Origin of the sequence: Xanthomarina spongicola, from assembly GCF_003148645.1 — a bacterium.
In the GTDB taxonomy this organism is placed as follows: Bacteria; Bacteroidota; Bacteroidia; order Flavobacteriales; family Flavobacteriaceae; genus Xanthomarina; species Xanthomarina spongicola.
Genome location: NZ_QGGP01000006.1, coordinates 158,578 through 181,313, shown reverse-complemented (window position 1 = coordinate 181,313; position 22,736 = coordinate 158,578). Strand labels below are relative to the sequence as shown.

The following is a 22,736-nucleotide window of genomic DNA, read 5'->3' as shown; positions in this document are numbered from 1 at the left end:
CATTTACAAAAAACTCCTGAAGTAATACAGGAGTTTTTTTTTGAATATATCGATGACCTAGTTTTGCTCGCTATAACCGTAACCATAGCCATAATTATAGCCATAACCATGCGATTTACTAGCTCCCACACTGTTTACTACATAAGCCATGTTCTTTAATTTACCTGACTCATTTAATTCTTTTGAAAATTCTAATAAATTCTTTTCTGTGTAATTTGCCTTTACAATATAGACATGTATATCAGATAAATGTGAAATTAACATTGTATCAGTAACCAAAATAGTTGGTGCAGTATCAACAATTATATAATCATATAATTTTTTTGCTTCCTCAATAAGCAAATCAAAACGTCCATTAGTTAATAAATGAGCAGGGTTTGGTGGTATTGAACCTGACAAGAGTACATCATGTGTTTGATGATTTTTAAATCCTTTTATTAATATTTGTTTCCAGTCTATTTTTGTATCATATAAATAATTTGATAACCCTAGCGCATTCTTATCTTTTGTTGAGTATGTGTGGATTTGTGGATTCCTTAAATCGGCTCCTATTAACAATACTTTTTTATTTAAACTTGATAAAGCAAGAGATAGATTAATACTTACATAGGTCTTACCTTCACCTTTTATAGTTGATGTACAAAAAATTACTTGACCATCGTCACTATCTTTTCTTGGTAAAACGTATCTAACATTAGAGCTTAAAATTCTAAAGGACTCAGACAATATTGATCTATCGTTAGGGTCTTCAAAAATTAGTTTCGATTTATCTTTTACCTCAGGAATCTGGCCAATAATTGGCACATTCTTTACAACTCGTTCAACATCCTTTTTATCATGAACTTTGGTATCCAACATAAAGAATAAATATAAAGTCCCAAAAGGCAATAAAAAGCCTGCAAGAATAGCAGCAGCGTATATAATATTTGATTTTGGAGATATAGGTCTAGAACCGGAAAGTGCATATTCTACAATTTTTATGGATGGTTCCGTAATTGCTAAATTAATTGCAGCTTCCTCTCTTTTTTGTAAAAGTAAAAGATATAAGCTTTCTTTTATTTTTTGTTGTCTGTTAATAGCTCTCATTAATTTTTCCTTTTCAGGAATACTCCCTACCTCTCCTCTTATTTTGGAGTTTCTTCCCTCAAATTGCTTCCTTGCTACTTTCAACTGATTTAAATAAGATAACAATGACCCATTAATATTTGATTTTAAACCATCAATAGTAGTTGAAAGTTGTTTTACCATTGGATTGTTAATGCCTCCACTACTTACATATTTATTATACTCTAAAACTGCTAAATTATATTGTGAAATTAATTCATTGACATTTCCATTCTCTAAGCCTATATTTGAGGGCAACAAATCTCCAATAGTATTTGGTTTTACTAGAACATCCTTAATAAGTTCTACCAAAGAAATCTGGTTTTCTATATCAAATAATTCTTCTTCTGATTGTGTTCTTTTTTGCAAACTTAATTCAGCATCTGTTTCCAAAAAAACTAAATTATTGGCTTGCTTAAACTCTTTTTTGTTTACTTCTATTGAATCCAATTCTTCAGCTAAAAATATAAACCGGTTTTCAATAAAATCTAATGTGTTTTTTGACACTTTCTGTCTGTCATAAATTCCATCTTTATTAAATACACTCACAAGAGTATCTAAGACTCTTTCAGAATAAGCAGTGCTTTCAGAAGTCATTGATAACATTAACAAATCACTAACCTCACCTATAGGTTCTGTTTTTATTTTTGATTTCAATCTTAAAATTGCAGGCTTAATAGGAAACAAATTCACTACATACTTCTTACCCTTTATGCTTGAAAGTATTTTATGATTATTTAATTTTATATCAAAGGGTAAATTGTGAGATTTACTATAGGAATCATGCCCCTGAAAAATTAATTCCTCATCTGTTTTAACATCTTTTACTTCAAAATTAGAATCATTAACTAATATTTCATATTGATAATTCCCAGTAATACTATCTGGCTGTATATGCTGATCAAATCTAAAGGGTAATTCTGCTAATTGAGATGTCTGTATTTGTCCTTCTTCTTGAAAAGTCGTATTCAATTTTAATTCTCTAACAACTTGCTCAATGATTCTATAAGAAGTTAAAATCTCAATTTCATTTTCAAGGTTAATATTAGATCGCTTAAAAACAAATGCTGATGTGGGCAATTCTAGACCATCAGATTCATCTAAAATTTTAATTTTTGTACTTGTTTGAAAAATTCTTGGCGAATAGCGTAAATAAATATAAGCAACAGATAGTGTAATAAATACTGAAAGTAAAAACCAAGGCCAAAATCTTAGATATTTTTTTACCTCATGCTTAATATCAACGTGACTTTCATCTTGTTGGAAAAATGTATTATCCGAATTATTATCCATAAGTTATCGTGTTACTAAAATAATGACACTTAATATCACTGAAGTCAAGCCCAATACAGTTGCTATATCTCCAATATATCCAGCTGAAGTTACTTTTGGTGGGTTTTGATTTACAACTATAACATCATTCGGTTTCACATAAGCAAAAGAATTATCTAACCAATCTGATTTTGTTAAATCTAAATGTGTTACTTTTCGAATTCCATCAACTTCTCTCATTATTAAAACATCATCACGTTTTCCTCTAATTGTTAAATCCCCTGCATAACCAATTGCTTGAAGTAAAGTAATACGTTCTTCGGTAAAAGAGTATGTTCCTGGTTTTGTAACCTCACCCAAAACTGTAACTTTTGCATTCAATATTCTAATGTTAACTGTTGGATCATTCAAATATCCTCCTTCAGTTAATTCGTTTTCTATATGTCTTTCTAACTGTGTAGTTGACATATTCTCAACAGAAATAGCTCCTAAAGAAGGGAATATAATAGTCTTATCTTTTGAGACTAAATACCCATTTAATTTCATTATCTCTATTGAGTTTTGCTGAGATTCTGATGTGAAATTTCTATTAAATGGTAATGCTGTTTCAGGAACTAAAGCTCCAACTGAAATATTTAATATATCATTAGGTTGAATAGTAATTTGATCGTAAACTAAGCTTGTGTTATTAAAATCATCAACATCTTGAAGATAAAAAATTTCTTTTTTAGAGACACAAGAACTCAAAACTACTAAAAGAATAATTCCTACTAATTTTATCTTCATTTAATTAAGTTTGTTCATTAATAGGTACAAATATAGTTGCTATTGTTTCAATTGCAAAAGCATTTATAATATTTTAAAAGCCTTACAATATATAGACTAATTTAATGCTCTTCTTTAAAATTTAATTTTTTTACTTGGATATAACGGAATGCAAAAGGCAGGACATATAATATACTCCCATAAACAAGTAAAGCTGCTATTTGAGTATTTAAATTTAGATGCAATAAGTTAAAAGCTATTCCAACAATAGATAAATTAATTATGGCAATGATTAATGTTGTATAAACATGCGAAAAACCAATTCTCAAAAACATATGGTGAATATGATTTTTATCTGGCTTAAAAGGACTTACTTTCAAGAAAAACAACCTAATTACAACAACCCGAAATGTGTCCATCAAAGGGTAATACAAAATAGCTAATACTAAAGCTGGTGATGCTTTATGAAATTGAGACAATGAATTTGTTTGAGCCTCTGATATAAAGCTGATTGCAAAAAAAGCAAGCAAAAAGCCAACAATCATTGAGCCTGTATCTCCCATAAATATTTTATTCTTCGTTGAAAAGTTTAACCTTAAAAATGCTATTAAGGACCCCATCAATGCTACAGAAATAGTTGCTAAACTAAACTCTTCAGTTATAATAAATAACAAACCAAAGACGCCAGAGGCACAAAAAGCAAATGAACCAGCAAGTCCGTCTACACCATCCATTAAATTATATGCATTGATTATGAGTATGTATACAAACAACGTAAAACCAATAGACACCCAATAAGGCAAGGTTTCAACATCTAAAATTTTTGAAAACCCAATAATCCGTGTATCAGTGAAAACAATTAGTAAAAGCGCAGCAAACAATTGTCCACTAAATTTTTTACGTGCAGAAAGAACTGTTAAGTCATCTTTTAATCCTAAAAAGAAGAGAATGGTAAGAGCTCCCATAACCAATAATAGCACTTTAGTATTTAAAAATGCTCCAGTAATAGTCATTACCACCACCAAACTAATAAAGATACCTATTCCTCCTAATGTTGGAACGTTATTTGAGTGGATACTTCTTGAATCAGGTTCATCAACTAAATGCTTTTCTTTTGCTACATAAAGAATGGTAGGGAATGTATTATAAGCTATAAAGAAAGCCATTACAAAAGCTGCTAACAACCATGTAAAAATATGCTCTTCAGGATTAAATACATTAAGTAACGATTCTAACATTTGGGTAGTTTTTAAATCTGCTAATGCAAATATCTATCATTTTTTGGAACTAAATGCAAACAAATAAGCTTCATTTAATTCAAAGTTATTATTAAATATAAATTAATTATGAAAATTTTATAATTGCTTCAATAATACGTTTAGCTGTTTTCCCATCCCACAATGGGATCTCTTGAGATTGCTTCCAATTACCTGCAAATAATTTATCTAAAAAAGGCTTTATATTTTTTGGATTGGTGCCAACCAACTCATTTGTACCCAAAATAATGGTTTCTGGCCTTTCAGTATTATCTCTTAAAGTCAAACAAGGAACATTCATAATGGATGCTTCTTCTGTAATACCACCAGAATCTGTAATAACTGCATTAGCATGCTTTACCAAATAATTAAACTCTAAATAACTCAATGGACTTACAGTATGTAGTCTTGAATGCTTAATATCTAGATTCTCCAAGATTTTAGCCGTTCTTGGGTGAACTGGAAACACAATTGGCATGTTGCCAGAATGTTCCATAATCTCATTAATCATATCTTTAAGTTGGTTTTCTTCATCGACATTTGCTGGTCGATGTAAAGTCATGACGATATATTCCTTTTCTTTTAAAGCTAATTCTTCCCAAACCTGTGGTGCTTTAAAATTTGGCATCTGTTTTAATAGCGTATCAATCATGGTATTGCCAACAAAGAAAATCTGATTTTCCTTCACACCACTTTCCTTAAGATAATTATTGGCTGTTTCTGAAGTTGTAAAGAAATAATTAGTAATACTATCTGTTACCAATCTATTAATTTCTTCTGGCATTGTCCAATCGTTAGATCGAATACCTCCTTCAACATGCGCCACTTTAGTGTGTAATTTTTGAGCAACCAAGGCACAAGCCATTGTTGATGTAACATCACCAACTACCAAAACCAAATTTGCAGGATTTGCCAACAACTCTTTCTCAAAAGAAATCATAATATTGGCTGTTTGTTCAGCTTGGCTACCTCCACTACATTCTAAATTAGCATGTGGTTCTGGTATTTGAAGTTGTTCAAAAAAATCACCAGACATGTTTTTATCATAATGTTGTCCAGTATGAACTAACCTATAATCTATTGCATTGCCTTCCTTCATTGCATTCTCTATTTCATGAATAATTGGTGCAATTTTCATAAAATTAGGCCTTGCTCCTGCAATGATTGTAATATGATACATACTTTATAATAATTGTTTTATTAATACTTGTTCAAATGCAAATTAACAAAGAATTTTACCAAGTGAATTTGTCTTTTTATTCTTGATGGTTGATTGATTAATCGATACGTCCATTCCAAATTGTTTTTTACCCACCATTCTGGAGCTCTTTTCACATGTCCTGTGTAGACATCAAAACTCCCACCTAAACCTTGATACGTTGCCTGATGTTCTTTTTGAATGCGTTCCATTAACAACTCTTGTTTTGGTGAACCCATTGCAACTAAAACAATATCTGGTTGATGCTTAACAATGTCTTCTATCAATCCTAATTCTTCTTGATCTGTTTTTATATAGCCATTTCTATAATTTGAAATAGTAATTTCAGGAAAATCTATTTTTAACTTTTTAACCGTTTCCTCAATAACTTCTTGCTTCCCTCCAACTAGGTAAAATGATTTTTCTTTTTGAAATGCTTGAACTAAATCTAGCCACAATTCACAACCAGGAATTTTAACAACATCTGTATGTCCTTTTTTATGTAATGCCCAAACGGCACCAATGCCATCTGGATACCCCAAATTTCTATTAATAAGATCTCGACTTTCATCTGTAGCATGTAATATTTTCTCTGCATTAACGGCAATCATAATTTTTTTATGCTCTATAGCATAGTCCATTAATTCTTTACGAGAATTCGGCGCATAGGTCTTAACACCATTTAGAAATTCTGTAATCATAGTTTTTGCGATTTCATTTCTAAATTAAAGTGAGCCATAGCATTAAACATAAAGGCATTGCTCCAACGCATATACGATATTTTTGAACTCATTCCTTTTTTTAACTGATAATAAAAATAGCCTTTTTTATGTTGCATATTATTCATGGTCCAATCCAAAACTTTTGAAAATAACCTTTCGTTTTCTTTGAAGACGTTTAATTTAGAAGCTGTCACAATAACTTGAGCTGGACAATGAATATCTATGGGATATGTTTGATTATGATAATATTTAGGCATCCCATCTTCTTCAAAGAAATTTTTGATATAGTATTCTAAGCCTTTTTTTATATGCTTTTGAAATGATACATCACCTGTATTTTGCTGATAGGTTTCTATAGCATCTAAATTAAATCCAGTATGGAAGCTGTCTTTCCATGATTGGATAGCTAATAAACCATAAATCCAAGACCCATCTTCCTCTTGTAACTCGCAAGCTGCTGTAATAGCTTCTTTTGCAAGTTTTAAATGCTCATCTTTCTTCGTGTATTTATATGAATAACTCAATATTTTAGCTCCCAAAAGTGATGCATTAATTACTGTGTTATTACCATCTTTAACACTATATGAAAACAAAAACCCATTGCCATGTGGTGTTCTAGATAAATCATTAATTACAAAATCAGCAGCTGTTAGTGTTTCTTTTAAAACAGATTCGTCTTTTGTTATTTCATAACTTTCTAACAAAGCTTCCACACAAAAGGCTGTAGCAACTACTGTTGGCGTATTTTTTTTGAATAAGAATAATCGTCTTGCTTGCCAATCGAAATTATAGCCCCAACAAGCACCAGAATATCCTTGAGATTTCAAACTTAAAAGCAAATTGGTAAGTTCTTTAATCTTATTTAATAATTCGACGCTACTTCCATATACGTCTTCACCTTTTAAAGATGCTTGATACAATTTGCAATAGCCTAATAAAAACAAAGCAATTCCTTTCGAATTATGCTGTTTTGGAACTAACAATAACGCTCTAAAATTTATAGGGCTTCTTTTAAAACCTTGAATCCAAGCCAATCTGGCTAAATCCCAATGTTTAAATGGCAGTGCTTGAAATACTTTAGAATTGAGACCATCATAAGGATCCCAACCTTTAAAGTTTTCAGCTTCACAATAAGCTTTCAATTTTAAAAAACTAGTTTGAAATTTAGATGTCAATCTGTTCTCCTCCACGTTTAATTGATTCAATAATGCTAAAGCAGGTTTTTGTTACTGCTACCACTTCATTAAAAGAAATTGGAGCTTCACCATCTTTTAAAAGACCGTTTACAAAAGCTTCAACCATTTCTTTCTGACCTTTATTCTGATTGATTAATTTAGTCTTATTTGGCTTGCCTTTCCCGTATAATTTCAACACTTTAAAATCATCAATAACAGCAGAAAATCCAGCGCTAAATACTTCAATATATTCTTTAGTTAATGATTTTGAACCATTTGAATAATAAGCAATTACACCTGAAGAACCATTTTCAAATTGTAATAACACATTAATGGTGTCGTTTAATTGATTGGCATCTGGAATAGCAGTAGCCGAAACCTTAATCGGTAGACTTCCATTTATATAAGTCAGATAATCAATAAAGTGACAAACTTCACCATGAATACGACCTCCACCAATTTCCATATCCTGAATCCAATTGTCTTTAGGAATGGCTCCAGCATTAACACGATAAATCATGGTCATGGGATTATTTCCAAGTACCTTTTTCAATTTTTGAGTTAAAGGAGAAAAACGCCTGTTAAAACCAATCATAACTGATTTATTAGATGCCTGTTTCGCTTCTATAATCTGTTCTAATTCATCTTCAAGTAAACATAATGGCTTTTCAACAAACACATGTTTGTTAGCTTGTAAAGCCTTTAACACATAAGGCCCATGCGAATCATGACGTGTCGCTATAAAAACGGTATTCGTTTTATCGTTTAAAACTTCAGCCTCTTCACTTGTGCAAAATTGAAATTTAAATTTTTCTGCAACACGTTTGGACGTTGTACCAGTATTCGTAAGAACACCAACTCGTGAGATATCTGCATGTTCAGGAATATTAGGCAACAAATTTCCTTGGGCATAACTACCAGCACCTATGAATGAAATATTGATTTTTCCTAAAGCTTGCGCATCTGAAGTCACAATTGCATCCTTTGAAGGCGTCTTAGCTATATCATACTTTAAAGCAATTCCTGTAAATGGTTCTGTTTTCTCCACAACCAAATCAAAAGCCTGCTTGGCATTATCAAAGTCAAATTCATGAGTAGTTAAATAACCTATATCAATACGGTTAGTAGAAATGAGCGATTGAAACGCTTCCATATTTCGTTTTTCAGTCCAACGCACATAAGCCACTGGATAATCGATGCCTTTTTCTTCATAATTCAAATCGTAACGACCAGGACCATAAGAGCAGGCCATTTTTAATTCCAACTCTTTACGATACCAAAAGGGGTCACGATCAAAACCAGTAGGCACAGCACCCAACACAACTACTTTCCCTTTTTTACGAGTAATGGCACCTGCAAAATTAATAGGGTCTAAACTTGATGTTGCTGCAGCAATAATCACTGCATCAGCACCTATTCCATTAGTTGCATTTAAAATCTGCTCCTCAATACCAGCAGTATCTCTGGTTAGGCCTAAATCTACTACCTTATTTTCTAATGCTTGATTTACTGCAGATTCTGAAACATCAACACCAATAACAGTCACTCCTGAAGCTTTTAGTATTAATGCAGCTAATTGCCCTAACAAACCAAGACCGATTACAACACAAGATTCTCCTAGCCTTAAATCGGCTTGACGAACCCCTTGCATGGAAATAGCTCCTAATGTATTATAGGCAGCATCTTTAAGGTTAGCATTAGAATCTAACTTGACACAAAGATTAATTGGCACAGATACTATTTCTGCATGATTCGCATAACCTGCACCAGCACAAGCTACCTTGTCTCCTACTTCAAATTCTGTAACTCCTTCACCAACTTCAATGATTTCTCCAGCACAACTATATCCTAAAGGCGAATAGGCATCTAGCTTTTTCATGACAGCACGATACGTTTGGATTGGTCCTTGTTTTTTAAGTGTATCAAAAACCTGTTTTACTTGTTGCGGTCGCTCTTTAGCTTTACCAATTAAGCTTTTACGAGCAGCCTGAACAGTTGAACCTTCGGTTCCTGCACTAATTATAGAGTAGTGATTCTTGACTATAACCATGCCTTTACCCAATTGTGGATAAGGAACTTCCTGAATAACCATATCGCCTGAACCAAGCTTTTGTGTGAGTTGTTGCATTTAGTATTGTTTTACAAATAAATCTTTTCTTAATAATAATAACCCTATAATCCCCCAAACCAAAATGTTATAATAGTAATAAACTCCTGGCACTAACCCTATGCAATCTATAAGATACATGCCAAACAACATCAGACCAAAAATTCTAATATTTTTATGGATTTTAAACACATTTTTCAACATTGTGAATACAAAAATAACCAATAATATCAAGCCTATTATACCATTTGCAAGTAAAACTCGTAAAAACTCATTATGTACTGGTCTTTGCAAACCATCACCAACCCATTGAAAAAACACTGATTGTTTAGTCGTCCAAAAATCCCAAGCTTCCTGCCAGATGTATCCTCGTCCTGCCAACGTGTAACGTGCATCTTTCACTTCACCAGACTCATATCCTATTTCTTTGCTAAATAATTGTTCTATACTATCAAAAAATGTATCTCCAAAAACTATTAAAATAACCGATAATCCAATGATAATCGAAAAGACTTGTTTTATTTTTGATTTAGAAAATAGTAACAATATTACAATCCACAATCCTATGATACCTACTGCCGCTTTACTAAATACCAAATAAATAGAAAAAAAAGCACCTATACTCATTAAAGCCATAAAGCCTTTTAAAAGAAATGATTTGGTTTTAAAAATTGAATTATAAATTAATATTACTAACAAGGTCATCAAACCATAGAACCGTACAGGAAAGGCATCATGATAAAATCCCACATAACGAGTCATACCAATTGTTTCTCTTTCTTGAAAAATGATACCCGTTTGAAATTGAAATAAGCTAATCATTATTGGAAATATACCACAAATCATAATCACAATTAATAACTTTCTAAATTCTGATTGTTTGGTTATCAATAATGGGATTAAAAAAAATCCTAGATAAGAATTGAAACTTAGAAAAGCGTTTTGAAATACTCCTATTGGTTTCTCAACAAAGCCCCAAATAATACCTAATGACATTGCTAACAAATAAATTTTCGCAGTTATATTCCAAAACTTAGGAACTATTTTCCTTCTTTTAAAAACATCAAAAAACAAAACTGGCACTAAGAAACCTTGTATAGCAAGAATCGAAAAGGGTCCAATTTGGTACTCCCAAAAAGCATCAATTACTGATTTTGTAGCTACCAAAACCAGAAACGCAGCAAACATGCCTTTTTGGAATCTCACTAAGATTATTACGAATAAAATAAGTAAAGGAATTAATATCATTTTAAATGTTGTATCAAAAGTATGTGTTTCCCTCTTGGTGTTTTCTTTGTTCGTTTTACAATTTTCATATCAATAGTCAAAGTGTTTTCTTTAACTGTTTTTAGAAGTGATTTTTTAAATAGAATCATGTCTTCATTTCCAAAAGTTTTTAAAGGTACAATGCTCATAATGATTACACCTTTTTTGTACTGTTCTATTTGCAATTCTTTAATATAATCAAACTCTTTGTAATGTTGACCAAAAATAATTGAGGTAAGCGATATTGCTGTGTCATCAGACAAGTATATGAAATTTTTATCCCTTCCTTGGATATTTTTTAAACACGTATAACTTGGGTCTAGCACTTTGTTGTTCTCTGATAACTCGCCTAAATCTCCTGTGTCATATCGAATTAATGGCATGACTTCATTATCAAATCCCGTTGCAATTATTCTCCCTAATTGATTAGGTTGACTAATTACGTTATCATTATCGTCTAATAATTCTACAAAACCGTAGAATGGATAAAATTTAAAATTCCCTTCTTTGTCTTGTCGTCCTGCATGAATAAGACATTCTGAATGTCCATACCAATTTACAATATTTGCCTTATAAAAATTTTCAAGCAAACTGAAATCATCTGTTGTTAAACCTTCTGAACCTAAGAAAACTGATTTTATATCTAAATCAAAACTTTGAAGTTTTGTAAAGGCTTTACATACTTTTGTGAAAATCAATAATGAAGACGGGTAAGCATGAATAAATTTAGGTTTGAACTTTATAATTTGATCATAAATCTCTGCAATAGTATCTTTATTTATACTGTTGCTATTTATAATTAGCTTATTGTCTAAAGAATTATATTCGAAAACCTCATTATTTTTTAGTGATTTACCTCTTATCATTACTATTGGCATACCACTCTTGTAGCCAAACTGAGACCAATACCAATCAAAATGGGCCTTTTCTTTAGATCTAGTCTTACCTTTATGAATATAAAACACAAAAGGATTTCCAGATGAGCCTCCAGTATTTGCTTTTAACGCTAAGTTATTTTTTTTGTCATCGATAAAGATGGTTTTATTTTGATTAATAAGATCTTTGGTAATAACAGGTAACCTTCTGAAATCTTCTAAATTAGATATCTCTTTATAGTTATTATAAAACTCAATATTTCGAATCGCATGGTTTACACTATCCAATAACAATTTCTGTTGTGCAATAATTGTTTTTTCATTTCCTGAATTTTGAAAAAAATTTATTCTCTCTATATACTGTTTATAGAATTTACCATATCGAATTTGGTTTGGAATACATCTATACACATATCCAACCATGTTTTTCACCCAAAAGGGTAATTTATGATACGTGTTCAAGAGTGGATATAAAAGATCTTCTAATGCCATTGTTTAAAGTTAAATCATTAAGATAAATCTCTAAGAATTTTTACTGGATTTCCGATAGCTAACACATTAGCAGGTATGTCTTTATTAACAATACTACCAGCTCCAATAACACTATTTTCACCTATAGAGACATTCATTAATACTACAGCATTAACACCAATAAATACATTGTCTCCAATCACTATTTTACCACGAGGATTTGCGTCTGGTTTCATTTGCTTAATTGCTCCATCATGTGCTAATAAAACGCATCCACTTGTAATATGGACATTATCTCCAATAATGATTTCTCCAAACTGTGTATCAATTTTAGCACCTAAACTAATAAATGTGTTGTCACCTATTTTTATGCCATTCATTCTTAAATAGCTGTAGTATATAAATCTAATAACCTGCCCTACGTAAAATGTAAGCTTTCTAATAATTGTTTTCATTGCATTAACGAATTAAATAAATTAACATATCTACCAACAACTTTGCTTTCTTCAAATTCATTATTAAAAGTAATTTTTCCATTATCAGTCAACATATGTCGCAATTCTTGGTCTCCTAACAAGTTAATTAGGCTGTCTTTAATTGATTCTAAATCTCCTGGATTAACTAATATACCATTATAGCCATTTTGAATAACATCTTTATTAGCTCCTACAGGAGTAGTAAGAACCGTTAATCCTGCAGCCATAGATTCTAAAACAGAACGAGAAAAACCTTCAGAATAAGAAGGAAGGACAAACAACCAACTTTTTCTAATAAGATCAAGTTTATCTTCTCCAGATACAATACCTAAATTTTGATAGTTATTTTTATATTGTGAATTTAAGATCTCTGCTTCCACTTCAAACGGATCTTCATATACAATTCTCTCCTTTGTTAATTGATTATATTTTACACCAGGTTCGCCTCTTCTAATATTTCCACAAAACAAAAACTTAACTTCTGGAAATTTAGAAGCCACTTGAGGAATAACCTTAACAATATCTGTATAGCCTTTTGCCTTAGTAAGATGACCAAAAAATAAGACCTGAGGTGTCTTAGATAAATTACTACGATCTAAGTCTTTGAATAAATTATCAACTGTATTAGGAATAACGTACACTTTATCTTCACTCACCAAACCTTTAAACTGGCTTCGCAAACAATCGGATTGCACAATCGCAGCATCCACAGATTTACAAGCATATTTAATAAGTTTCTTACTGACTGCCCTAAACGTTTTATAATTAATATCTAAATGGCTACCTCTAAAATGAATCACTTTTCTAACACCAAAAAGCCGGCATTGAAACACAAACCAAATATCCCGACCCAACCAACCAATTTCGGTTGGAGTGACTAGATGGTACGCTATGTCTGGTCTATTAAAATGAAGTCTTTTAAATAACTTAAAATTAAATGTTAGTACCGAAAGCAATGCACTTAAATCAATTTTTCCTTTTTTTGAATTATCTTTTCTAACATTTGTATTTAAAAAAATGATATCAAACTGATTTTTAAGGTCAGATTCTAGTAACTGTTTAGTACTTAACTCAGGTCCAGAGTAAGGAGGTGGTAATGGACCTATAAATAACACTTTTGTTTTACTATCTTTCATTTAATCTAATGCAACCACTATTTGTTCGATCCATCTATTAACACTTAAAGCCTTAGAAGCTTCGTAAGCAGACTTACAAAAATCTTCAATTTTTTTTGGATTGTTAAGAAACTCTTCAATTATTTTTATATTATTTTCAATTATAAAACCGTTTTCGCCATCCTTTAAATAACTTATTTCTGGTCCATGTCTATCTGCGCTAAAGGTTGCATAAGGTCTACCATAGGCAAAAGCGTGATTAATAGACAATCCTGCTAAACCTGGAACAAAAACAAGACTAGCTCTAGACATAATTGGTGCAATCTTTTCTTCATCCACTAAAGTGCCATGCCATATTATATTTGAATTTGTTTTTTGCGTACTTTTTACTATTTGATTTTGAGGACCATCTCCGATTATTTCTAATACAAATTTGTCTTCATGTTTTCTACATAAGTCTGCAAAAAACAAAATCAAGTCTTCAATACGTTTTATGGCAATCAACCTTCCTATAAAGACAATTGTAATTGGTTCTTTTGGAGGTAATATAAAATCATAAAACTTTTCTACTTCTAGTGTATCAATAGTATTGTTTGCCCAATATGCTTTTTCAGGTGCTACTAGTTTACTTTGTATCGCCTTTTTACAAATATCTTCTGTGTAAAATATGACACGATCTAAGTTTCTGAAAATAAACTTGGTAATTAATAAATCAATCCGTTTTACGTTTCCTTTTTTCGGTTTAGTAAATTGATGGTTATAAGAAAATAGTTTTGTTCCTTTATGTTTCTGTCTTAAATAAATTGCATAAATAAATAATAATAAATTCTTTTTTTCAGCCGGAACTAACACCCAATCAAAATTTTTAAAATTAGACTTAAGGGATTGTCTTACTTCTCGAGACCAACCAAATTTACTTTTAGGAACTTCGACTCTAACTGTCTGAAAACCCCAATCGCCTTCTAATTCTTCATCACCAGAGCCTTCCCTTCCTGAACCAGATAATACTGTAAGTTCAACATTTTGATCATTAGATAAATGATTTAAAAAACGAGCTTTATAGTGGTTAAATACTGGTGCCAGCCAAAGAATTTTGTGTACAGGTTTTGAGTTTGTTTTTATCATGATTGAAACATATTCTCCTTCCAAATATAATAACGGATTAATCGTTCAGGATCAATATCACCATCAGGAGTGTTTTCAACTAAATAGTGATACTCGTCTGTTCGTTTTACTAATTCAACATAACTATTGATAAAATCTTTACCGAAATCTTTGGTTTTGATATATTTATAAGAGTTTTGAAGCCCAATTTTTGTTAAACCCCAATACCCATTATCTATTTTTATTTTAGCTGCATCTCTTAAAACTTTTTTAGTCGTTTTGTTGTAGAGTTTTTGTTCGGTTGGAATACTTAATGCTAATTGCACCATTTCATCAGACCAAAATTCTGGATTAGAAACCAAACCATGTTTTAATTGTAATTCGTAAGGTGTATGAAAAAAGAAAGTCGGTGTGTAATAAATACTGAATAAAGAGAAGAAAAGCCATTTATCTATATTTTTATCTAAATTCTTTAATTCGTTTGGCAGTATCAAATCGTTAAGAGCCACTTCAAAATTTGAATCGAATGTTATCTTATCTGACAAAATACGTTCACCATAAAATGGTATACCATGATTAAGTTTCTTGAAATAAAATTGTAATTTCTTTCCACTTGGATGATTAACCATCTTTAACAAACTAAGTGTTAGGCTATTTAATTTCAACACTTTAGTCCTATTGTAAAATTTTAAAAATTTTCGTAATTGGAGAAATTTATTCATCCCAAGAAACAAACGATCTGCACCATCACCATCAAATAATACATCGACACCATCGCTAGCCGCTTTTTTATATATGAAATTAAGAATAGAATTATTAAATCCTAAAGGAAAACTGGAGTAAGCACTTACTTTTAGGTAATTATCAATAATTTCTTTTGGACTTAAAATTATCTTCTCAGTTTTAAACTTCAAGATATTTGCTAGATAATCGATACGTTCAAATTCATTATAGCCATCTTCATAACCAATTGTATAAGCACTAAATTCACGCTTAGACTCACTTATTTTTTGTGCCAAATAACCTGAATCAACTCCACCACTTAATGCAATTCCAATACTGTCGTAATTTTGAACTGTTTTAGTCGTTGATCTTAATAAAATATCATCAATTAATAACGTGTTTTCATGAGCTCTTTTGGTATTCCTCCAATTTGTTTTAAGCTTAGTAATGTCGAAATACTTAGATATAGATATTGACTCATTTGAATACGTTAAGAGGCTTCCTCCTGACAACAATTTTAAGTTTCTAATTAAGCCTTGTTCAAAACTATTAACTCCATAATGATAAAAAACTGATAAGCCATTATAATTAATATCCAAAGTCGTGCTATTACATATTTCGAGCAAAAACTTTAACGAGGTTGAAAAATATATAGTATTTCCTTGTTTGACATATAGTAATGGGATTTTGGAATAATGATCGCTAACAATTGAGTATACATTATTTACAAATTTGATATAAACAAATTTTGAGTCTTCTTGAGTATAATCGAATGTTAAATTATCTTTAATGGCTTTAGAACCACCTGTCCATAGAAAAGAAGTGTCATCAACATTATAATAGTGTGATGGCACATTTTGAGTTATAAATAGCTTGATATTTGGTTGGTTAATAAGAACTTGATATTTATCTAAAAAACTTTGACTCACATTATTGGTTTCTCCAATAACTCCAGAAAAGGCATGTACATTATGGCTATTCATAATTTATCTCTTGTATTTGTAATATTATAATCAAAAAAGTCTTAACCAAATAATTTCAATCAACTTTCTAACACTTTTAAATAAACATTCCTATAATTTTTAGCCATGACCTGCATGGTATATTTTTCTTTATACTCATCTTTTAGACCTTTGCAAATTGAATTATACAGGGTAGAATCTGACGAAAATTTTAAGATTTTATCTGCTATTTCAGCTTCAGTATTGCAAATTAACTCAGGGAATTTATCTCCAAGAATTTCAACTGGTCCACCAGAATCATTTAAAGCTAGAACCATTGTTTCATTCATCATTGCCTCTAAAACTACCAAACCAAAAGGTTCTTTTTTGGTTGTCATAAGATAAAAATCTGATGAGGCGATTAAATCATATGCATCAGGTCTATAATCAAGAAAAAAGACAGACTTATCTAGCAAAGAACTTGTTTTTTTCTTTAGCTTTTCCATATCTGGACCATTACCTAAAATATGTAATTTAATATTATTTTTATCACCTAACACCTCCATTACATCAATAGCGATATCAACTCTTTTCTTAGGCACCATTCGAGCCGCAATTGTAACTACAACATCATCATTCTTTGTTATTTCTGGAATTTTATATTGTAAACCATTACTAATTAAAAAAATATTTTTACGCTTTAAATTTAAATCTTTTTCTAACCATTTAGAAATGAGAATAACAGCATTAGCTCTTTTTTTAATAAAATATAAACCTATTATTTTTTTTTGGATAAGGTGTCTAAAACTATTGTTAATATTCGCTTTTTGCAATGTTCCATGTTCTGTATAAACAATCTTTTTTCTAATAAAAAGTGCAGCGACCTGAAAAACAGTTAGTGGTCCATGAAAATGAATTATATCATAATTTTTAGCAACTTTAATAAAATTTAATGCTTTCTTATACATGGAGCCTTCAACCGCTTCCATTATTTCTATATTTTCTGGAAGTGATGATTTAGGCAGATTAACTTCTTGAATTGAAAAAAGTGAACATTGTACAGTATCACCATTATTATATTCATTTGCCAATTGCAGAACTAAAGTTTGAATCCCACCAAATGAATTTAGGGTTAAAACGTGTAGTACTCTTATCTTATCTCTCATCTGGCAAATTTAAGTTTTTTAAAAAATTATCTGTCATTACTTTGATACTATGGTTTTGGAATCCATACGTATAAGCATTATTGGATAATAATTTGTAAGTCTCATAATTCGACAATATAGCTTTTAACTTTTCTTTAGCTTCATTAATTGACGAGACATCATAACCTAATAGGTTTGTTTCAATTATGTTATCAGAATCAGCACCAAACACAAAAACTGGAACACTTCTCAACCAAGCTTGAATATAAGTATTCGAAAAGCCTTCATTAACAGATGTGTTAACAAAAATTGATGTTTCATCGAAATAGTTTAACGCTTCACTGAAAGATAAATGCCCTGTTGTAACTAAGTTATTGGGTTTGTTTTTTAAAAGATCGTTAACATAGGCTGTATCACTATGTCCTCCTACCATTACAAATTTAAGCGCTGTATGTTGCATTTGTCTCGCTAATTCAATAAATAATTCTGGTCGTTTGTGCGTTCCAAAATTAGCACACCATAAAATAGTTTTAATATTAAATCGCTGCTCTGTAGAATTGTTTTTTTCGGGAATTGGATGACCTGAAATCATACGATGTGACTCCAAATTAAAATGATGTTTAATTTGTTTCTCTTGAAAGTCATTTTGGTTGAAAGCTATGTCGACTTGCTTCATTCCTTTGTTTCGATAATAATCCATTATTTTGCTACTCGTTGCGAAAATTATGTGCTTAAAAAGACCTAAGGATTTAATAGCTGTACGTTCTTTAAATTTTAAAAAATGAAAATTCGAAAACGGACTATGATTATCTGTACAAAACCAAATAAATTTACAATCGTTTTTAGCAGAATATTTTCCTAATACATAAGTTACATTAGACGATAAGCGTTGTAAGATATAATCTGGCTTAATTGAATTTAAAGGCTCCAAGTATTTGTTTTGATCTAACCATTGAAATCTACCAGAAGGTTTCAGGAAGTATATTTTTATATCACCAACTTTATTGATAGTATTAATCTTAGATTTATGTGTTGTCTGACAGACATAAAACACGTCGCAACCTCGTCTTCCAAGCTCTTGAGCCAAGTAATTGGCTTGAACTTCTGCGCCTCCTCCTCGCTCAGAAATATGCCATGGCATTACAAATGCTAACTTAATTCCTTTTTGCATTCCCTTTAAATAAATTCTTATACGTTTGAATTATTTTATCATTAGAAAACTCTGATTCTGCAAACTTCCTAGCATTATTACTCATTTGAGTTATTGTTTCTGGTGAAGCCATAAATTCTTGCAATTTTGAAATTAATTTTTCTTCATCTCCATAAGAACAGAATCCTATATTATATTTTTCCATCCATTTGTTTGGGTCATGGTGTAATGATAATACTATTGTACCACTCAGCCAACTTTGAATGTATGCATTTGGTAACCCATCTGCATGTGGCTTGCTAGTATTAATATAAATCTTTGCTTGGTTATAATATTTAAACGAATCTTTAAAATCAATTCTACCAACCGTTTCTATAGATTTATTTTTTGCAAGTTCGCGAATACTTTTTTCATAAGTAGCGATATTAGATCCTCCAGCTAAAATTACTTTCCAGTGTATTAAATCTATTTTATCAATAATATCTATAAAAAGTTCGGGTTGCTTTCCTTTAGATAAATTAGCAAGCCAAAGTATTAAATTATCTTTTGAAGTCTCCTCTTGGCTTGGCAGATAAAAATAGCTTGGTAATACAACACCTTCTTTTCCTAAATTTTTCTTAGTTTCTATTTTTTGTTCTATAGATTGATTAACAATTAAGTTTGCCATTTTCATGCCTTTATTTATATAAAAATCTTCACTGGCTTTGAGAGGAAACAACGCTATTTTTCTTAGGATAGATTTCTTGACAGTTTTAAGTCGTCTTACATTTTTCCAAAACTCTGCACTATCTTCCCCATTAGTGCCCCAAACATAAGGTATATGATTCTCTTTTGAATACATACCTGCAACATATTGCATTACATTTCGACCTCTTACATATACTGCATCAGGACTTATTGTTTTGAGAATTTTCATGTAAATTGGCATAACTCTTTTCCACTCAAAAAAACCCTTATTTGACTGAATCCAGTGAAAGTGAATACCATCTTTAAATTCATAATTTGATTTGATGATATCTTTTGTTACCGTAATATAATGTACCTCAACATTATTCTTAACAAAACCAAATGCTAAATTGTGTAATTGCACAAGAGTACCATTGATTGTTGAGGTTTTATCGAATAAATAGGATTGTGCGAGGATGGCTAGTTTCAAGGACTTAATAATTTATAATTAATATTAAACAAATGATTAATTTTACACTACTATGTTTATCTAAAAAATCTTTAGTATTATTATAGATTATTTCAGCATAACATGAAAAGTTCTACTATTATCATTTTTTATTATTTGGAATAGGTTGATCGTGAAAATTATAAAACCAATTTGGTAATTTACTATTGTGGAATGCAGAAAATCTATTTCTTAGTTTCGATCTTAACTCATCTTTAAAAGATAATATAAAATAAGGAAGAGTAGAATAGTATAAATTCGTCAACTTAAATAACTTTTTCTCCTTACGTGTGAAAATATCTTCTTTATTATTATTTTTTGTGAAACTTGTGTTTTTAGAATACTTAGACGATAATTCTTCATTTATTTCAAGCCCTAAAAATTGACTTATCGATTTTAAATTAGAGTCATAATTTTTTATTAGATCTTCATAGTTTATTGAGATAATCTTAGATTTATTTTTTTTTGCAAATCTTTTTATGGTACCATTTACTTGATAATAGTTCTTTACTGCTGATTTTATGGTTTGTCTTCTTAACTTAGAATCATTTATTCTATTCTCGTCATATCGTATTCTCAATCCTAAACTTGAAGCCACAACGTCATAAACGTTTCTTTGTATAGAAATAAATTTAACATCTGAATAAAGGGAGGCTATCAAATTTAGCAATTTAGCATGTGGTGGCGATTTTTCCAACCAAAATGTTGCTTTCTCACTTTCTGTATAATATTCCATTACAGATTTAAAAACACACTCATAATTTGTAGGGTATAAATCATATAAAAATTGTTTATCTACACCTGCTAATTTAAAATAATCGCTTAAGCCTATGGCCTCAACAAATTCTATATAATTTTGTCGTATTGATAAGTCTCCATAGCGTCCAAATACATGTGAGAAATAAAAACTTTCAATAACTCCTCTATAAAACTGATGATGTTCAGCACTTTGAATTGCCGCAACATCAGGGTGTGATGCAATTATATTTGCCAACCAAGTTGTTCCCGATCTATTTGTTCCTACTACAAAAATAGGTGTTGCCATAAACTAATAATTTAAGCTCTCATTTTAATAATCTAAATCTCTGCAAAGCCATTTTCATAATTTTCCAATAAAATAACCTCATCAAAATACCAAACAAAATTAAAGCCATAAAAAGTTGTAGTATTAACTCTATATATAAATTTATTGAAAATTGTCCAATAAAAAATACTAAAGTAAATAGAGACACCCCAAAAATAAATGGCAATAATACCGTTTTGTAGAAAATCTTTTCTTCAAAAAGTTTGTCATATTTATAAACTATGTAGAAAAAAGAAGTTAATGTTCCAACTGAATACCCTATTAATAAACCATTAACTCCGTAAATTGAAACGTAAAAATACATTAGTGGTAGAGATGACACTAACTCTATTATTGTGGCATATAATATAACTCGTGCTTCACCTTTTACTAGGATTGAACTTCTTAATAAATGAACTACTCCTTTCATCATACCAACTATAGCTAAGATCAATAACATTGGACTTGCATCTATCCATTTATCACCATACATAAATAACACAATGTTCTCACTCATACCACTCATCAGAAACATAAAAGGAATAAATGTTAGTGACAAATATAGTAACACCTTACGATTATTTTTAGTAAAGGAGACAATATCTAATTGAATCTTAGCAAAACCTGGAGTTAAAACGGATAACAAAACTGATTTAATTTTTGAAGCTGGTACAATTGCCAAATTGTAAGCTATATTAAAAAGTCCCATAATTTCCTTACCTAAAAACTTACTAATAATTATCGCAATAAGGTTTTCAGAAAAATATGATAACAAGTTCGATCCTAACATATTAAAGCCAAAATTCATAATAGGCTTTAAGCCATTAAAATCGGGCTTTGTAGGTTTCCATTTAGCAGCAAACCATGTTCCGATAATAAAACAAAGTTTCTGAATAAATAATCTAGCCACTAAAGACCAGATACCAAAGCCATCAAAAGCCATTATTATTGCAGCAGTATTTGCAATTAACATAGAGCTAATTTCAATTAATGAAAAACTCTTAAACTGCATGTTTTTCCTCAGAAGTATTGTAGGAAATTGAAACGTTTGTAAAAGGATAATCCAAGCTGTAATTTCAACTAATCTAACCAGTTCAATCTCTTCAAAAAAACCTGCTATAGGCTGAGCTAGAAAATATACAACTACGCTTAGCGTAAAATTTAAGATTAATTGGATATAAAATATTGCTGAGATCTGTTCCTTAGTGACATCTGTACTTCTAATAATTGCGCCACCAAAACCAACACTTATCAAAGCAACAAAAAATCGATTAATAACCATTGCAGTTGCCAATAACCCAAAATCAGCTTTGGTTAAAAGACGTGCTAAAACTATGGTAAAAACAATTTGTAAGACTTGCTGAATGATATCAGCACTCCCACGCCAAGCAACACCTCCAATAACTTGTTTTTTTAATGTCTTTTGCAAAATATATGGGCTAGTTTTAGCTCTAAAAAAATGATGATTAACAGCAAACAAAGATATCTTAAAATTAAAGCTATTAACAAATGATAGCTAATATTTTTTTTACATTACCTATTTAATAAATTCTAAAAATATAAAGAAGTCTTTCAATTATTGAGTCATTTACATCTTAAAGGAGTTTTAAGCTCTATAACAAGAATCTTCAACT

The 22,736-nt window shown here is 30.5% G+C and carries 18 protein-coding genes; all 18 read right to left on the bottom strand.

Translation table 11 applies throughout. From position 1 onward, the window contains the following. Window positions 1–57: 57 nt before the first annotated feature. Window positions 58–2,397 (bottom strand): GumC family protein, encoded by a 2,340-nt coding sequence (locus LX78_RS11975; RefSeq protein WP_109682901.1) that lies wholly within the window; start codon window positions 2,395–2,397, stop codon window positions 58–60. A 3-nt stretch (window positions 2,398–2,400) separates the two neighbouring features. Further along, the gene (locus tag LX78_RS11970; RefSeq protein WP_109682900.1) at window positions 2,401–3,162 is read right to left on the bottom strand and encodes a polysaccharide biosynthesis/export family protein; all 762 of its coding nucleotides are present in this window, start codon (window positions 3,160–3,162) and stop codon (window positions 2,401–2,403) included. Between the two features lie 101 nt (window positions 3,163–3,263). Then, on the bottom strand, window positions 3,264–4,379 hold the full coding sequence (locus LX78_RS11965) for an MraY family glycosyltransferase (protein ID WP_109682899.1): 1,116 nt from the start codon (window positions 4,377–4,379) through the stop codon (window positions 3,264–3,266). A 106-nt stretch (window positions 4,380–4,485) separates the two neighbouring features. Next, window positions 4,486–5,577, bottom strand: a complete 1,092-nt coding sequence (gene wecB / locus LX78_RS11960; protein ID WP_109682898.1) for a non-hydrolyzing UDP-N-acetylglucosamine 2-epimerase — start codon at window positions 5,575–5,577, stop codon at window positions 4,486–4,488. Between the two features lie 20 nt (window positions 5,578–5,597). Continuing rightward, window positions 5,598–6,296: a WecB/TagA/CpsF family glycosyltransferase gene (locus LX78_RS11955; RefSeq protein WP_109682897.1), complete on the bottom strand. Its 699-nt coding sequence runs from the start codon at window positions 6,294–6,296 to the stop codon at window positions 5,598–5,600. Next, window positions 6,293–7,459, bottom strand: a complete 1,167-nt coding sequence (locus LX78_RS11950; protein WP_245881523.1) for a delta-aminolevulinic acid dehydratase — start codon at window positions 7,457–7,459, stop codon at window positions 6,293–6,295. The genes LX78_RS11955 and LX78_RS11950 overlap by 4 nt, the downstream gene beginning before the upstream one ends. A gap of 22 nt (window positions 7,460–7,481) precedes the next feature. After that, the gene (locus LX78_RS11945) at window positions 7,482–9,620 is read right to left on the bottom strand and encodes a bi-domain-containing oxidoreductase (RefSeq protein ID WP_109682895.1); all 2,139 of its coding nucleotides are present in this window, start codon (window positions 9,618–9,620) and stop codon (window positions 7,482–7,484) included. After that, window positions 9,621–10,847 (bottom strand): O-antigen ligase family protein, encoded by a 1,227-nt coding sequence (locus LX78_RS11940; RefSeq protein WP_109682894.1) that lies wholly within the window; start codon window positions 10,845–10,847, stop codon window positions 9,621–9,623. Next, window positions 10,844–12,232, bottom strand: coding sequence for a phenylacetate--CoA ligase family protein (locus LX78_RS11935; protein WP_109682893.1), 1,389 nt, complete (start codon window positions 12,230–12,232; stop codon window positions 10,844–10,846). Before LX78_RS11935 ends, LX78_RS11940 begins: the two co-directional genes overlap by 4 nt. 17 nt (window positions 12,233–12,249) lie before the next feature. Then, on the bottom strand, window positions 12,250–12,666 hold the full coding sequence (locus tag LX78_RS11930; protein WP_109682892.1) for an acyltransferase: 417 nt from the start codon (window positions 12,664–12,666) through the stop codon (window positions 12,250–12,252). Further along, complete coding sequence (locus LX78_RS11925) at window positions 12,663–13,823, bottom strand: glycosyltransferase family 4 protein (protein ID WP_109682891.1); 1,161 nt, start codon at window positions 13,821–13,823, stop codon at window positions 12,663–12,665. Before LX78_RS11925 ends, LX78_RS11930 begins: the two co-directional genes overlap by 4 nt. Continuing rightward, entirely contained in the window at window positions 13,824–14,927 is a 1,104-nt protein-coding gene (locus LX78_RS11920; RefSeq protein ID WP_109682890.1) for a glycosyltransferase family 4 protein, read from the bottom strand. After that, complete coding sequence (locus LX78_RS11915) at window positions 14,924–16,612, bottom strand: asparagine synthase-related protein (protein WP_109682889.1); 1,689 nt, start codon at window positions 16,610–16,612, stop codon at window positions 14,924–14,926. Before LX78_RS11915 ends, LX78_RS11920 begins: the two co-directional genes overlap by 4 nt. A gap of 59 nt (window positions 16,613–16,671) precedes the next feature. After that, on the bottom strand, window positions 16,672–17,736 hold the full coding sequence (locus LX78_RS11910) for a glycosyltransferase family 4 protein (protein WP_109682888.1): 1,065 nt from the start codon (window positions 17,734–17,736) through the stop codon (window positions 16,672–16,674). Then, a complete protein-coding gene (locus tag LX78_RS11905; RefSeq protein WP_109682887.1) occupies window positions 17,726–18,886 on the bottom strand; it encodes a glycosyltransferase family 4 protein in 1,161 nt (386 codons plus the stop codon). Before LX78_RS11905 ends, LX78_RS11910 begins: the two co-directional genes overlap by 11 nt. Continuing rightward, window positions 18,870–20,021 carry a glycosyltransferase family 4 protein gene (locus LX78_RS11900; RefSeq protein ID WP_109682886.1) on the bottom strand — a complete coding sequence of 384 codons (1,152 nt, stop codon included), beginning with the start codon at window positions 20,019–20,021 and terminating at the stop codon, window positions 18,870–18,872. The genes LX78_RS11905 and LX78_RS11900 overlap by 17 nt, the downstream gene beginning before the upstream one ends. Window positions 20,022–20,142: 121 nt before the next feature. Continuing rightward, window positions 20,143–21,084: a sulfotransferase family protein gene (locus LX78_RS11895; RefSeq protein ID WP_109682885.1), complete on the bottom strand. Its 942-nt coding sequence runs from the start codon at window positions 21,082–21,084 to the stop codon at window positions 20,143–20,145. Window positions 21,085–21,103: 19 nt separating this feature from the next. Next, complete coding sequence (locus LX78_RS11890) at window positions 21,104–22,531, bottom strand: lipopolysaccharide biosynthesis protein (protein WP_170109846.1); 1,428 nt, start codon at window positions 22,529–22,531, stop codon at window positions 21,104–21,106. Window positions 22,532–22,736 lie beyond the last annotated feature (205 nt).

Bases quoted from the DNA above. Each gene is read 5' to 3' on its own strand.
- LX78_RS11945 (WP_109682895.1), bottom strand. From the start codon at position 9,620: ATGCAACAACTCACACAAAAGCTTGGTTCAGGCGATATGGTTATTCAG.
- LX78_RS11935 (WP_109682893.1), bottom strand. From the start codon at position 12,232: ATGGCATTAGAAGATCTTTTATATCCACTCTTGAACACGTATCATAAA.
- LX78_RS11955 (WP_109682897.1), bottom strand. From the start codon at position 6,296: ATGATTACAGAATTTCTAAATGGTGTTAAGACCTATGCGCCGAATTCT.
- LX78_RS11940 (WP_109682894.1), bottom strand. From the start codon at position 10,847: ATGATATTAATTCCTTTACTTATTTTATTCGTAATAATCTTAGTGAGA.
- LX78_RS11895 (WP_109682885.1), bottom strand. From the start codon at position 21,084: ATGGCAACACCTATTTTTGTAGTAGGAACAAATAGATCGGGAACAACT.
- LX78_RS11975 (WP_109682901.1), bottom strand. From the start codon at position 2,397: ATGGATAATAATTCGGATAATACATTTTTCCAACAAGATGAAAGTCAC.
- LX78_RS11905 (WP_109682887.1), bottom strand. From the start codon at position 18,886: ATGCAAAAAGGAATTAAGTTAGCATTTGTAATGCCATGGCATATTTCT.
- LX78_RS11920 (WP_109682890.1), bottom strand. From the start codon at position 14,927: ATGATAAAAACAAACTCAAAACCTGTACACAAAATTCTTTGGCTGGCA.
- LX78_RS11930 (WP_109682892.1), bottom strand. From the start codon at position 12,666: ATGAAAACAATTATTAGAAAGCTTACATTTTACGTAGGGCAGGTTATT.
- LX78_RS11925 (WP_109682891.1), bottom strand. From the start codon at position 13,823: ATGAAAGATAGTAAAACAAAAGTGTTATTTATAGGTCCATTACCACCT.
- LX78_RS11970 (WP_109682900.1), bottom strand. From the start codon at position 3,162: ATGAAGATAAAATTAGTAGGAATTATTCTTTTAGTAGTTTTGAGTTCT.
- LX78_RS11915 (WP_109682889.1), bottom strand. From the start codon at position 16,612: ATGAATAGCCATAATGTACATGCCTTTTCTGGAGTTATTGGAGAAACC.
- LX78_RS11910 (WP_109682888.1), bottom strand. From the start codon at position 17,736: ATGAGAGATAAGATAAGAGTACTACACGTTTTAACCCTAAATTCATTT.
- wecB (WP_109682898.1), bottom strand. From the start codon at position 5,577: ATGTATCATATTACAATCATTGCAGGAGCAAGGCCTAATTTTATGAAA.
- LX78_RS11965 (WP_109682899.1), bottom strand. From the start codon at position 4,379: ATGTTAGAATCGTTACTTAATGTATTTAATCCTGAAGAGCATATTTTT.